The following is a 14,339-nucleotide window of genomic DNA, read 5'->3' on the forward strand; positions in this document are numbered from 1 at the left end:
GCGAGAGAGTGACAGGGATGTTTGAACTTTTATACACCAGCCTCTGCCCTAAGCCGTTGTGCCGGGCGGAACTGACGGCACTGCTGTGTTGTGTGCGCGAACACAATCAGCGCACTGGACTCACCGGCATGTTGCTGTACCAACAGCAGACCGTGATGCAACTGCTTGAAGGGGAGCGGGACGTGGTATTGCAGCAGTTTCAGCGGCTACGGCAAGATCCTCGTCACCAGCATATCGAGCTGGCCTACAAAGGCCCCATTGCTGCGCGCACCTTTGCTGGTTGGTCGTTGGGGTTTGATGATCCTGATGCGGCCTGGCTCAATGCGTTGTTGCCTGGCTATCTGTCTTTGGCTTCGGCGCAGGTGAGCCTGTTGGGGATCCGCCAGCCCAGCCATGGGGTTGAGCGGATGACGCAATGGGCCCCCTACCTGTTTGACTGGCAGGGCGGCCAAAGGGAAAACGCGGGCTCCCCCGCGCTTGGAACCCGCTGCCGCGCTCAGTCGATCGCCTGCGCCGTTTGATACGCCTGGGTGCCCCACAAAGCGACGGTACTGAGTGAGTGTTTGTGGCTGCCTTCCGTCTCCTTGGTGGAGTAGGACAGGTAGAGCAGCGTTTGGTTGTCGGCATCATAGATCCGGCGAACCTTGAGCGACTTGAACAGAATGCTCTTGCTCTGTTTAAACACCAACTCACCGTTTTTGCTTTGGTCGATCTCTGCGATATTGGCGGCGAAGATCTCGCCGGTCTGACGACAGGCGATGGAGGAGTTGGAGGGATCGGCTAGGGATAGGTTGGCTTCCACCGAGGCGATGTGGCACGTAACGCCGGGAATGAGCGGATCGGCGAAGTCGCGAATGACCACATCTTTCATGGTAAACCAGCCGAGGCTGACCTTACCTGTGTTGTCGCCACAGCCGGTGAGCAGAAGTAGGGCGGTTAAGGGGATCAGGAGGGATTTGGTCATCATTTTGAATTTCCAGCTTCAAATTGGCGTTAAGGGTACCACTATTCGTATTTTTGCGGCGCGTTTTGCGGTTGCGGTGCCGAGAGGTCGGGCTGACGGCCAGCCTCGACATGACGTTAGTGCTGGAACGCTTTGAGGTGGTGTATCCCCCGTCACTTGAGCGGCTTCACCATGGGAATGCAGTCCAGCGTAAAGCCTCGAGGCGACGGGTACTGCTCGACGGTTTCGCCGATAAAGCCGCAGCGCCGATAAAACGGTGCGGCGTTTAAGGTCGCCTCTAGAGTCAGCTCTGTCAGTCCCGCGTCACGCCCCAGTTGCTCCAGATGACCTATCATCGCTTTGCCCGCCCCCTGTCCCATCGCTTTGGGATCGACAAAGATCGCGTCCAACTGGCCGATAGGGGCATTGGCGGTGGTTGGGTGAGACGTGGTGATCATGCCGCAGGCCAGCGGGTGCTGTGCTTGCTCAATCAGCCAGAACTGTTCGATGACGATCCGACGGAATTTGTCGGTGATCTCCCCCTCGATCCAGCGTTGTAACAAGTCAGCCGGGTAATGAGCGGCGCAGCCGGTGAGGATGGCGCGGTTGCGTAATGTCCAAAGTGCGTCGGCATCCCGACTCAGGGCTTTGCGGATCTTCACGGTCCGTCCTTTTCATTTCATCTGTTTAACTGAGCAGCGGCGGCAGTGGGCGGGCAAAGTGCCGCTCCAGGCCAGCGTGGACGATGTCATGCAGATCCTGGGTGGGCATCAAGTCGCGTCCCTCATAACGGGCTTGCTCACTCAGTCCGGGCCAGCGGCCAGATAGCGGGGGCAGTTGACCTGCGCCGGATAACTGTAGGGCCAGCCCGCCGGTGCCGTGATCCGTTCCCTTGGTGCCATTTTCCTTCACGGTACGACCAAACTCCGACGCGATCCAGATCTGGGTGTCGGGCCAACGTTTGCCCAGCCCGGCGATCAGCGCGGCGATCACCCCGTCGAGTTGTTCCAGTCGCCGGATCAATAAACCGTGCTGGTTAGCGTGGCTGTCCCAGCCGGACAGCTCCAGCGCAGCCAAGACTGGACCGCGGTCGTCCGCCATCGCTTCGGCCAGAGCCCGGGCCTGAGCCGCCATCTTGCCCGGCTGCTGCTCTGGCAGTGCCTGGGCTTGTTGCAGCAAGCCGGTGAGATAGGGCTCATCCTGATACCATTCGCGCAGCAACGCCAGGCGCTGCTCACTGGGGCTGGCGAGGCGGTTGTGAATTTGATGGGCGATCGGCGCCTCGCCCCGGGCGATCAGGGGCAGGCGCGGGCCGACGGCTTCCGCTGGCACATCCAGCACCGATGCCAGGGTATTGAGCCAGCCTGTGCTGCCCGAGGTGGCGCCGGATTCCAGATACGCCTGACCATCGAAGTGGGAGCGCTGGCGGTATTGGGTGGCGACGGCCAGATGGGCGCAGGCCTGCTGCTGTTTGACCAGTTTGGCGACGGTGGGCAGGGCCGGATGGAGGGCAAAGCCCTGGCCCAGCGGCGTCGGTCCGGCTTCTAGCAGCGCCGGCAGCAGGGTTGGGCGCGCGGCTTTGAGCTGCGGTTCGTCGGTGGGCACGACCACCGACAGGCCATCCCAGGCGCCGCGCAGGGTGATCCAGATAAAGCGCTGTTGCTGCTCACCGCTGCCCCATACCTGCATCGGCAGGGCAGAGAGGGCGAGCAGGCTGGCGCTGCCTTGCAAAAATTGACGGCGTTTCATGGTTACACCTCCAGCAGCTGCGGATGCATCAGCAGCAGATAGCGTTGATCGGTGGCGGACAGGGGCGAGTCGGGCCAGCGTGGCTCAATACCGAGGCTGGCGGCCAGTTGCTCGGCGGAGTGGTCGCTGCGCTTGGCCGCCAGTTGCGCGACTTCGGCCCGGCTGGCCAATGCCGAGGCGGAGCGCCATGCTTGCGCGGTGTCCGGCCAGCCGGCCGGCGAGCCGGGCTGATAGGTCGGCTGGGCCAGTTGCCGGGCGAGTCGCTCGAGCTGGGCGCCGTCATCAAGCCCGATGGCGCGGCCGACACCATAGAGGTACTGGATAGGCTGGCGCCATTTTTGCCGCTCAATTCGCCAACTATGGGGGTGGCGGATCATCGCGATGGTCATGGCTTTGAGGCTGGTGTCGTGATCCCGATAGGTTTTGGCCAAGGTGGCGACCAGCTCGGCTGAGGGTTCGTCCGCGATAAAGTGACGGGCCAGCTTGGTGGCGAGAAACTGCGCCGTGGCAGGGTGGCGGGCCAGAGCCTGCAGCGCCTGTTGTGCCTGCTGCTCTTGGGTGTCGGGATAGCGTTTGCCGAGCAGGGTTTGCGGGCCGCTCTGGTGCATCGCGGGGCGAAAGACAAAGCCACCGCCTGTCCCTCGGTCGACGCTCCAACCGGTGAGCATGGCGGCCAGCGCCTCCACATCCGGTTGCCCATAGGGCCCGTCGACGCCCAGAGTGTGCAGCTCCAGGATCTCCCGCGCCAGATTTTCGTTCAGACCCTTGTTGCGCTTCATCCCTACCCGGGAGTTTGGACCGGCGGATTGGGCGTTGTCCAGATAGAGCAGCATGGCGGGGTGGCGGCAGACGGCGCTGAGCATGTCGCTGAATCGACCGGTCAGGTGCGGGCGGATGGCATCCCGCTCCATGGCACCGGCCAACATAAGAACCGGGCGTTTGTCGATGGAGACGGCGAAGTGATTGGTCCAGAAGTGACTGAGCCGCTCCAGCAGCGGCGCGTCGCTGCTCAGGGCGTACTGATGTCGGTACTGCACCTGGCGCTGTGCCTCTTGGCGGGCCCGTTTGCTGCGGGCTTTGCGCGCCTCGGGCTCGTCGCTGCGCCCGGGCTGGCTCAGCAGCGCGTGCAGCGGGCCGTTGTCGAACTGCGGCCCGGTCTGCGTCAGTTGTTGCTCCAGCCAGCGCTGGGCGCCGACTTGCTTGATCTGCGCGAGCTCGCCTGGGCGGGGGCCCAGGCCAAACCGAGTGCTGGCAATGTGGTGAGCGTCAATCGACATGGGGTGTGCCTCCTTGAACCTATCGCAGGTTTTACCCTAGCGCCTGTGGCTGATTAAGCCTGTCATGCGCTGTAGTAAATCGTATCACTTTGTATCTGCTGTCGTTTGTTCTTTACAGCGGCGTTCTTTCCCCAAAGGTCGGGGTAATAATCTTCGCCAAAAAGCGGTTTAATGGTGAGAAGGATCACGACGGGATGTGCGGTGCATGGATCAAGGTAGGAAGCGAGGGGCTAACCGGGGGCCAGCGGTGGATGAGACCGCGTTGGCTCAGGTAAAGGCGTTATTGCTGTCGGGCAGGGGCGATGCGCTACAGCGCGATGCGCTGATCGAATATCTGCATTGTCTGCAAGATCACTTTGGCTGCCTGCACGGCCGACACCTAGTGGCGTTGGCCGCCTTGATGAAGTTGGCGCCGGTGGAGGTGTATGAGGTGGCCAGCTTCTACCACCACTTCGATATCGTTAAGGAGGGGGAAGCTGCGCCGCCGGCGCTGACGGTACGCGTCTGCCAGTCGCTCAGTTGTCAGATGCAGGGCGCCAAGGCGTTGACCGAGCAGTTGCAGGCGGCGCTGGGCACGGGCGTGCGGGTACAAAAGGTGCCTTGCGTGGGGCGCTGCACCCAGGCCCCGGTGGCGGTCGTTGGACAAAACCCCATTGCGCCCGCCAAGCTGGCCCGGGTGGAGCAGGCCATTGCCCGTGAAGCGGTGACGGAGCCTATGCCGGAACATGCGCTGGATCTGGCAGGCTATCTGGCTCAGGGGGGTTATCAATTGCTAGAGGCGTGTCTGAATGGGACACGCAGTGCCGAGTCCATTATCAGTGAGCTTGAGCACGCCGGACTGCGGGGGCTGGGTGGCGCGGGCTTTCCAGTCGGACGAAAGTGGCGCGCGGTGGCCAGTGAGCCCGCGCCGCGGTTGATGGCGGTGAATGTGGATGAAGGGGAGCCGGGCACCTTTAAAGATCGCTACTACTTGGAGCGGGATCCCCACCGGTTTATCGAGGGGATGCTGGTGGCGGCGTATGCGGTGGGGATCGACACCATCTACCTGTACGTCAGGGACGAATACCCGGCGTGCCGCCGGCTGCTCAGCGTCGCGCTGGGCGAGACGCAGGCGCGCTATCCGACTCTGGCGCCGATCATTGTGCGCCGTGGGGCTGGCGCCTACATCTGCGGCGAGGAGTCGGCGATGATCGAGTCCATCGAGGGCAAGCGCGGTTTGCCCCGCCTGCGTCCGCCGTTTGTGGCCCAGGTGGGCTTGTTTGGCCGGCCGACACTGGTGCACAACTTAGAATCCCTGTATTGGATCCCGGCGGTGATGGAGCTGGGGGCGGCGTGGTTTCTGTCTCACGGCCGTCATGGCCGTCAGGGGCTGCGATCCTACTCGGTCAGTGGCCGGGTGAAACGGCCCGGCGTGTATCTGGCGCCAGCGGGGATCACCCTCACTGAGCTGATCCATGAGTATTGCGGCGGCATGGCGCCGGGCCACACCCTGTATGGCTACTTTCCCGGCGGGGCCTCCGGCGGCATGCTCAGTGCGGCCCAGGCCGATGTGCCACTGGATTTTGACACGCTGCAGGCTTACGGCTGTTTTATTGGCTCGGCGGCCATCATCGTATTTTCCGAGGCGGATCGGGCACGGGATCTGGCCCAGAACGCCATCGAGTTTTTTGCCGATGAATCTTGTGGTCAGTGCACGCCGTGTCGGGTCGGCTGCGGCCAGATGGCGAAAATGATGAACCAACCCGTGTGGGATGCGACGCCGATAGACAATCTGTCTCAGGTGATGCGCGATGCGTCCATCTGTGGTTTGGGTCAGGCGGCGCCGAATCCGGCCCGTTGCGTGATGACCTATTTCCCGCACGAGGTGGGATTGGCGGACGTCGCGGCGTCCAAGGAGGAGCAGGCATGAGCATTCGGTTGACGCTCAATGGCCAAGAGGTTGAGGCAAACGAGGGCGAGAGCTTGCTGCAGCTGGCCCAGCGCCACGGCGAGTCCATCCCCAATTTGTGCTATCAGCCGGGCCAACCGGCGCAGGGCAACTGTCGCGCCTGCGTCGTGGAGGTGGCCGGAGAGCGCACACTGGCGCCCAGCTGCTGTCGCACAGCACAGCCGAATATGACGGTCGATACCCGCAGCGCGCGGGTGCTGGCGGCCCAGCAAGGGGTATTGAAACTGATGCTCGATGAGGCCCCGGCGGCGGCACAGGCGGGATCGGAGCTGGTGCGGTGGGCCAAGCAGATGGATGTGACCATTCCGCAAGCCCCAGTTCGCTACAACGAGGATCTCAGCCACCCGGCGCTGAGCTTGAACTGGGATGCCTGCATCCACTGTAACCGCTGTGTCAGCGCGTGCCGTGATGTGCAGGTCAACGATGTATTGGGCATGGCCAAGCGCGGCGCGCAGAGCAAGATCGTGTTTGATCTGGACGATGCCATCGGTGACAGCAGTTGTGTGGCGTGCGGGGAGTGCGTGCAGGCCTGTCCGACCGGAGCATTGGCGCCGATCGCCGCCTCGGCTCGGCAAGAGGCCGATCGCTCGGTGGATTCTCTGTGTCCTTTCTGCGGGGTGGGGTGTGGCGTCACCTACAAGGTGAAGGATGAGCAGATCATCGCTGTCGAGGGGCGCAATGGGCCGGCCAATCAAGGGCGTTTGTGCGTCAAGGGGCGGTTTGGCTTTGATTACGTTCACCATCCGCAGCGGTTGAGCACGCCGTTGATCCGGCGAGAGGGGGCGCCGAAGGATCCCAGCCTGAGCGGCGATCTGGCGGCGCAGTTTCGCCCGGCCAGCTGGGAGGAGGCGCTGGCGCTGGCCGTATCGGGCTTTACCCGTATCAAGCAGGAGAGCGGGCCCAAAGCCCTGGCGGGATTGGGCTGTGCCAAGGGCAGCAACGAGGAGGCGTATCTGTTTCAAAAACTGGTGCGCACCGGCTTTGGCAGCAACAACGTCGATCACTGTACCCGCTTGTGCCACGCCAGCTCGGTGGCGGCACTGATGGAGGCGGTCGGCTCGGCGGCGGTGTCCAATCCGGTGGCGGATGTGGCCGAGACGGACGTGATCCTGCTGATGGGCGCGAACCCAGGTGCCAACCACCCTGTGGCGGCGAGCTGGATGAAGAACGCCATCAAGCGGGGCACTCGACTGATCGTGCTCGATCCTCAGGCCATCGATCTCACTCGACACGCGGCACATCATCTGCAGTTTGTGCCCGGTGCCGACATCGCACTGCTCAATGCCATGATCCACACCCTGTTTGATGAAGATCTGGTGGATTGGGACTTTGTCCATCGGCGCACCGAGGGGGTTGAGGCCATTCGCGCCAACGTGGCACCGTTCAGCCCGGAGGCGATGGCGCCGCTGTGTGGCGTTGAAGCGGCGCAGATCCGAGCTGTGACCCGGCTGTATGCCAAAGCCGGCCGGGCGATGATGTTTTGGGCCATGGGCGTCACCCAACACGCTCACGGCACCGACAATGTGCGCTGCTTGATCAGCCTGTGCATGCTGACCGGGCAGATCGGCCGACCCGGCACCGGGCTGCACCCGCTACGGGGTCAGAACAACGTACAGGGCGCGTCCGATGCGGGCCTCATTCCCATGTGCTATCCCGACTACCAGAAGGTGAGCGAGTCTGCGGCGCAGGCCAAGTTTGAAGCGGCCTGGGGCATGGCGCTGGACGCCGAGCCGGGTTTGACCACAGTGGAGATGATGCAGGCGGCCAGTGACGGCGCGCTGAAGGGGTTGATGATCATGGGGGAGAATCCGGCGATGTCGGATCCGGATCTGAACCACACCCGCGCGGCGTTGACCCAACTAGAGCATCTGGTGGTTCAGGATATCTTCCTGACCGAAACGGCGGCGCTGGCAGACGTTATTCTGCCCGCGTCGGCGTTTGCCGAGAAAGACGGCAGTTTCACCAACACCGATCGTTTGGTGCAGTTGGGCCGCCAGGTATTGGCCCCACCGGGTGAGGCGCGGCAGGACTGGCAACTGTTGCAGATCCTGGCTCAGGGGCTCGGCCTGGATTGGGATTATCAAGGTCCAGCGGAGATCTACACCGAGATGCAACCGCTGATGCCGAGCTTAAGTGGCATTCCTTACGCGCGTCTGGCGGAGGCGCGCGCGGTCACCTATCCGGCGGCGGATCCTCACACGCCGGATCAGCCGGTGCTGTTTACCGAGCGGTTTAACACGCCCAGTGGCAAGGCCCGCCTGGTCCCGGCGCCGCTGCCGGTGTCATTGGAACCCTGTGATGACGATTATCCCTTTACCCTGATCACCGGCCGTCAGTTGGCCCATTGGCATACCGGCACCATGACGCGGCGCTCGCGAGTACTCGATGCGATTGAGCCCGAGCCAGTGGTGGGGATCCACCGGGAAGATCTGGATCGACTGGGACTGGAGGTGGATCAGCGGATCACCCTGGTGTCGCGACGGGGCCAGCTGCAGGCCCGGTTGCGTCTGTCGAACCGATTGCGATCTGGGGATCTGTTTATGCCTTTTAGCTTCCATGAAGCGGCGGCAAATTTATTAACCCGGGACGATTTGGATCCCAGTGCGAAAATCGCCGCGCTGAAAACCTGTGCAGTAAAAATTCGCCTTTAATCGGGCTTAGCTTTGCCAGAAACAAGGGAGATCTGAGGATCTCCCTTTTTGTTCTTGTGGCATTTCGCAAGGATGCAGGGGGCTGTCGCCAAGAGAGAAAGCGCTTTCAGCTTGTTGTCTTAGTTATTTTTTTTGTTCTGCCGTAGAATTTAGAGATCAAGTAAAACAACGAGTTAAGAGGTTGTATTAAAGTGTTTTCACAAGGTAGTCCGAACGGACGATGTTGCTATTGGGGCCCCTCTCTAGGTTAGCCAACAGAGCCAAAACCACTATCACAAGTGAAACAACTCCACCTGCTTACATGGAAGTACACTGCAGTGCATTCGCATCAATCATTTGATCATTCAGCGACGATCAATATTGAGGAAAAGTGTCATTAACAGGGTAAGCCGTAATTACAAAAACTCTATCCAGGGAAAATGAGGTTAACTATGACACCAAATGTGGATCGACAGCGTAAAACGCTCAGCCGTTTCTCTCCACTGGCACTGGCCATTACATCAGCATTGGTGTTGGGGGGCGCACCCGCCATGGCCGCCGACGCCGACGGTGAAGGGGCGAGTACCGGGGGTATTGAGCGCATCACCGTAACCTCTCAGCGTCGGGAAAAGCCGCTGCAAGAAACCCCGGTGGCGGTATCGGCCTTTGATGACAGTGCGATTGAGGCATTGGGCATCGAAGATCTGACCGATGCCAGTGCCTATGCGCCTAACGTGGTGCTCAAGCGTACCTTTGGCAGTTCCTTTAACGTGGCGATGAACATCCGCGGTAACTCGACCTCGGAGCCGTCGCTGGCGGTCGATCCCAAGGTGGGGATGTACCTGGATGGCGTCTACCTGGCCCGCAGTGCCGGTGCGGTGATGGACATTGTTGATCTGGAGCGGATGGAGATCATGCGGGGTCCGCAGGGCACCTTGTGGGGAAGAAACACTACAGGTGGCGCGGTATCGATGACCTCGCAAAAGCCACTGGGCGAATTTGCTTTCAAGCAACAGCTGACCTTCGGTAATTTTGGTCGCTTTAAATCTATCACCTCGGTGGACACGCCAATGTTGGGCGATCTCTCCGCCAAGTTTACCTACATGAAGAAACAGTGGGATGGCTGGGCCGAGAACACCTACGAATTTGCGCAGGAGAAGGAGTTGGGCGCGGAAGACATCGATGCTTTCCGGGTTGCGCTGCGCTACGACGCCACCGATAACATCGTTATTGATTATGCCTACGATCTCAGCGATGGCTGGGGCGTAGCCTCGCCGATGCAGGCGGAGAACGTGGATCCTCAAGTGGCCGCGGCACCGTTTGGCATGTTTATGCGGGTCAGCGATTTGATGGTGGGGAATATGAACCCCTACGATTTTGGCAACCCTTTCTATCAGATGGCGCAGACAACCGCAGGCGGTGCCGGGCGTCCCGAAAAGATCGCACTGGACAGTGAGGGTCGTGAAGACATAAAGATCCAAGGCCACAGCCTGAACATCGCCTGGGATCTCAGCCCTGCGGTGACCCTGCGCTCCATCTCCTCCTATAGAAGCTACGATTCGGATCGCAGCGGCGGCACCGACACCGATGGCGGCGCCTATTTCGGCATGATGGGTAACCCTATCCCGGCGTTTGTGTCTGTAGGGGCTAAGGAGCAGGATCAGTGGTCACAAGAGTTCCAACTGGTGGGCGCTGCGATGGAAGGCAAGCTGAATTACGTTGCCGGTTTGTACTACTTCAGTGAGGAGGGTTCGGAGAACAATCCTTGGGGGATCACGGTACCTACTGGCGCAGTACCCGCATCGGCTCAGCTGGGTGGCATGTTTGGGGTGCCTGCCGGCACACCTATCCCTACGCTCCTACTGGTGGATACCTGGGGCAACTTCTATAACATTCAGAGTGATGCGGCGGCGGCTTACGCCCAGGTGAACTACCAGCTGACCGATCAGTGGGGTTTAACGGCCGGTATACGTTACAGCTACGATGAAAAAGAGCTGACTCTGACGGCGAACGACCCGCTGCTGCAAGCGGATATGTCGAGTAAGGAGGATTGGAGTGAGGTCACCACCACCTTCATTGTCGACTATATGCCCACAGACGATCTGAACTTCTACGCTAAGTATGCGGAAGGTTATGCGGCGGGGATCTTTAATCCAGGCACCAAGGATCTCGGGGCTTTCTTTAGCGGCATGCAGACTGGTGATTTCAGTGGTGTCTTTGCTGGCACTTTTTCACCGGCGGATCCTGAGCGGACCGACAGCTATGAGCTGGGTATGAAGTCGATGTGGGCGGATGATCGTCTGCAGCTGAACGTGGCGGTGTTCTATAACGACAACTCGAACCTTCAGGTGACCGAATTTCGCGATAACGTCCGCTTGATGCTCAACTCCGGCAGTTCCACCTCCCGTGGTGTCGAGCTGGAGATGGTGGCCAATCCGTTTGCGAATCTGTTCATTAACGGCAGTTACGGTTATTACAAAACGGAAAATGACTCCAGTGAGTTTGACTTCGAACCCAATGATTCGGCGTCACTCGGTGTCTCCTACGAGTGGGAACTGGGCAAGCTGGGTTATCTGAACGCGCGGGTTGATTACACCTACTTAAGCGATCAGTACTTCAACTTCGACTTGGCCAATCCACTGATGGAGGAAGCATACGGCTTGGTCAACGCCCGTGTTCAACTGTCTGAGGTTAAGGCGCTTAACGGGAACCTGAAGTTTGCCGCCTGGGGACGTAACCTGACCGACGAGGAATACCGAGTCTACGGCGCCCAATTTGCGGTATACCAAGGTTACAACTGGGGCGATCCCCGCACCTATGGCATCGATGTAACCTACGAGTTTTAAGCCTTGCGGTTGTACTGAAAAGGGCGCCGAGAGGCGCCCTTTTTTCCAATAAAAAAGAGGCACGGCTTTTCTCTAATTGGTTGAGTTCAAATGAAGGCGCAGCGAGGCTATTTGGCGCTATCACCTCAGCAAGTGGAATTTAATTTCAGACATTGGCCAGTTGCTGGAGGTTTCGTTTATATATTGGTGCAATTTGATGGGGAGTGACTATTTGTGTCAGTCGGATGGCCGCGTAAGACGGTTTTCTGGTAGATAAATCGGGGGTTAGACTTTGGTCGATTTTGATTTTTATTAGATTGCTATATAGGAAAGACCTGTTTAAAAACAATGCATTAAAAATTTACGTGTTATTTGATTTTGGCTTAGTCCAAATGAGTGATGTTGCCAGAGGCCGGCCTATTTAAATTAGCGTTAAGTCACGAACATAATCCAAATAGTGACGGGCGTTCAGGTTGTGGCCCATTCGGTTTCAGCCTGATGTCTATAACGATAACAGGAAGAGAGGCCGAACATGTCAGTAAAGGATTTACAGCAAACTAAAATGATCCCGCGGTTAACGACATTGGCGGTGGCTGTGGTCTCCGTTTTATCCACCTCCGCCATCCAAGCAGCGGATGCTGAAGAGAAAAATAGCGGTATCGAGCGCATCAATGTCACCTCCCAGCGCACGGCCAAACCCCTGCAGGAAACACCGGTGGCGGTCTCTGCATTCGATGAGAGCATGATCCAGGATCTGGGTATCGAGAATGTCGCTGACGCCGGCGCTTATGCCCCTAACGTGGTGATGAAGCCGACCTTGGGCAGTGCCTTTAACATTGCGATGAACATTCGTGGTAACTCGACCGCAGAACCTTCTCTGGCGGTGGATCCTAAAGTCGGTGTCTATCTGGATGGCGTTTACATTGCGCGTAATGCCGGGGCCGTCTTCGATATTGTTGATCTGGAACGTATCGAGATCATGCGGGGCCCACAGGGCACCTTGTGGGGTAAGAACACCACGGGCGGTGCGGTGACCATGGAAACCAAAAAGCCGCTGGGTGAGTTTGCGTTTAAGCAGCAGTTTACTGTCGGCAGCTTTGGTGAGAAGAAGTCCATCACTTCTATCGACACCCCGATGCTGGGCGATCTCTCTGCCCGCTTTACCTATATGTATAAAGATCGTGAAGGTTGGGCCACCAACCACTTCCCCGGTTCGACTGGCAAAGATCTGGGCAGCGAACGCGCCGATGCCTTCCGCGCGGCCCTGCGTTATGACGGTTTCGACAGTGTCGGGATCGATTACTCGTTTGATTACACCGACGGTGAAGCCGTCGCGCCAGCGCTGCAGATCGCGACCGTGGAGCCATCCATCGTGAACCCGGCAACCCCGTTGTTTGTCGGTGGCCTGCAAGGGCGCATGTACTTGGGTAACCCGTTTGCCCAGATGGCGGATCTCGCCGAGCCGAACAAGCGGGTGGAAGATTTTAATTTGGCTAACCAGGGCCGCGAATTTGTCGACATCTATGGTCACAACTTGACCATGACCTGGGACGTCAATGACGCCATTCAGTTGAAGTCCATCACTGGCTACCGAGCCTACAAAGCGGACGTCAGCGAAGGTCTGAATACCGATGGCGGGGCGTATTATTCCAGTCCGGTCTTGGGTTTTGAGGGACAAGTGCCGACCCTGGGGGATCCGGAATTATTGCCCATCTTTAAGACCGTCAACCAAAAGGAGCAGGATCAGATCTCTCAAGAGTTCCAGATTGTCGGTGCCGCGTTTGAAAGCAAGCTGAACTATGTCGCGGGTCTCTATTATTTCAAGGAAGAGGGCCAAGAAAACAACCCATGGGAGATGATGCTCAACCTCGATGCGCAGACGTTGGATTACATTCTGGGTTTGGGCGGGGTTGAACCTGGCAGTTTTCCGACGGGAGCAAACTTCCTGGCACAAGATTGGGGGGTTTTCTACAAGACCACCAGCGAAGCGCAAGCCGCTTATGCGCAGTTAAACTACCAGGCCACCGATAAGTTGGGGCTGACGGCGGGGATCCGCTACTCCAAAGACACTAAAGAGCTGATTTTGGTTTCTGAGTGGGATCCTCAGTTGGATGAAGATATGAGCGCCGAGCGTGACTGGTCGAAAGTGACCACCACCTTCATCGTTGATTATCAGTTTAATAATGATCTCGGTGTCTACGCTAAGTACGCGCAGGGTTATGCTGCGGGGATCTTCAATCCCGGAACGGTCAGCCGCTTTGGCGCACTGTTGGGAGGCCCGGCGGATCATGCTCCGGCGTTGGTGGCGGCGGATCCAGAGGATACCGATTCTTACGAACTGGGTCTGAAGTCAATGTGGTTTGATGACCGCTTGCAATTTAACGTTGCTGCGTTCTACAACGACAATACCAACCTGCAGGTGACGGATTTTGTTAATGGCATTCGTGTCGCGACCAACTCAGGTGAATCCGAGACTAAGGGTGTGGAAGTGGAATTTGTCGCCAACCCGGTGGCCAGTATGTTTATCAATGGTTCATACGGTTACCTGAAAACCGAAAATGACACGGCGGTGACACCAGAAGACTCAGAAGGAACCGGTGCCCTTGGCGTTTCCTATGAGTGGCAACTGGGTAATTTCGGCTATCTCAATGCCCGTCTGGATGCGCTGTATCAGGGTGAGCAGGGCTTCTCTGCTGCGGATCCACTGCTTAAGTCGGATTCCTACACGCTGCTCAATGGTCGAGTGTCTCTGTATGACGTGAAAGCGCTTAACGGGATGCTTAAGTTCTCCGCGTGGGGACGTAACCTGACCGACGAAGAATACATCGTACACGGTGCCAACTTTAGTACATACCGTGGCTACACCTGGGGCGACCCACGCAGCTTTGGTCTGGACGTGACTTACGAGTTCTAAGTCAGTGAGATTAAATTAAGGCAAAGAAAGCGGCGAACTCGATGAGTTCGCGG

At 58.8% G+C, this 14,339-nt stretch carries 9 protein-coding genes; 5 read left to right on the forward strand and 4 right to left on the reverse strand.

From position 1 onward, the window contains the following. Positions 1 to 17: 17 nt before the first annotated feature. Entirely contained in the window at positions 18 to 521 is a 504-nt protein-coding gene (locus tag ABEA08_RS05885; RefSeq protein WP_345334230.1) for a BLUF domain-containing protein, read from the forward strand. Here the strand turns inward: ABEA08_RS05885 and ABEA08_RS05890 are convergent. The 4 genes from ABEA08_RS05890 to ABEA08_RS05905 all read right to left on the reverse strand — a co-directional run bounded on the left by ABEA08_RS05890 (position 497) and on the right by ABEA08_RS05905 (position 3,969). Next, positions 497 to 967 (reverse strand): CreA family protein, encoded by a 471-nt coding sequence (locus ABEA08_RS05890; protein WP_425557336.1) that lies wholly within the window; start codon positions 965 to 967, stop codon positions 497 to 499. The genes ABEA08_RS05885 and ABEA08_RS05890 overlap by 25 nt on opposite strands. A gap of 149 nt (positions 968 to 1,116) precedes the next feature. Next, positions 1,117 to 1,605: a GNAT family N-acetyltransferase gene (locus ABEA08_RS05895; RefSeq protein WP_345334232.1), complete on the reverse strand. Its 489-nt coding sequence runs from the start codon at positions 1,603 to 1,605 to the stop codon at positions 1,117 to 1,119. 25 nt (positions 1,606 to 1,630) lie between these two features. Continuing rightward, entirely contained in the window at positions 1,631 to 2,692 is a 1,062-nt protein-coding gene (locus ABEA08_RS05900; protein ID WP_345334234.1) for a DUF1501 domain-containing protein, read from the reverse strand. Positions 2,693 to 2,694: 2 nt separating this feature from the next. Further along, positions 2,695 to 3,969, reverse strand: coding sequence for a DUF1800 domain-containing protein (locus tag ABEA08_RS05905; protein WP_345334236.1), 1,275 nt, complete (start codon positions 3,967 to 3,969; stop codon positions 2,695 to 2,697). 205 nt (positions 3,970 to 4,174) lie between these two features. Here ABEA08_RS05905 and ABEA08_RS05910 point away from each other — a divergent pair, with 205 nt between their 5' ends. From ABEA08_RS05910 to ABEA08_RS05925, 4 genes are all read left to right on the forward strand, one after another. Continuing rightward, complete coding sequence (locus tag ABEA08_RS05910) at positions 4,175 to 5,878, forward strand: NAD(P)H-dependent oxidoreductase subunit E (protein ID WP_345334238.1); 1,704 nt, start codon at positions 4,175 to 4,177, stop codon at positions 5,876 to 5,878. Then, complete coding sequence (gene fdhF, locus ABEA08_RS05915; RefSeq protein WP_345334240.1) at positions 5,875 to 8,568, forward strand: formate dehydrogenase subunit alpha; 2,694 nt, start codon at positions 5,875 to 5,877, stop codon at positions 8,566 to 8,568. The genes ABEA08_RS05910 and fdhF overlap by 4 nt, the downstream gene beginning before the upstream one ends. Positions 8,569 to 8,999: 431 nt before the next feature. After that, positions 9,000 to 11,393 carry a TonB-dependent receptor gene (locus ABEA08_RS05920; RefSeq protein WP_345334242.1) on the forward strand — a complete coding sequence of 798 codons (2,394 nt, stop codon included), beginning with the start codon at positions 9,000 to 9,002 and terminating at the stop codon, positions 11,391 to 11,393. A gap of 511 nt (positions 11,394 to 11,904) precedes the next feature. Then, the gene (locus ABEA08_RS05925; protein ID WP_345334244.1) at positions 11,905 to 14,286 is read left to right on the forward strand and encodes a TonB-dependent receptor; all 2,382 of its coding nucleotides are present in this window, start codon (positions 11,905 to 11,907) and stop codon (positions 14,284 to 14,286) included. The last annotated feature ends 53 nt before the right edge of the window (positions 14,287 to 14,339 follow it).

This window comes from Ferrimonas pelagia (genome assembly GCF_039543565.1).
Taxonomy (GTDB): Bacteria; Pseudomonadota; Gammaproteobacteria; order Enterobacterales; family Shewanellaceae; genus Ferrimonas; species Ferrimonas pelagia.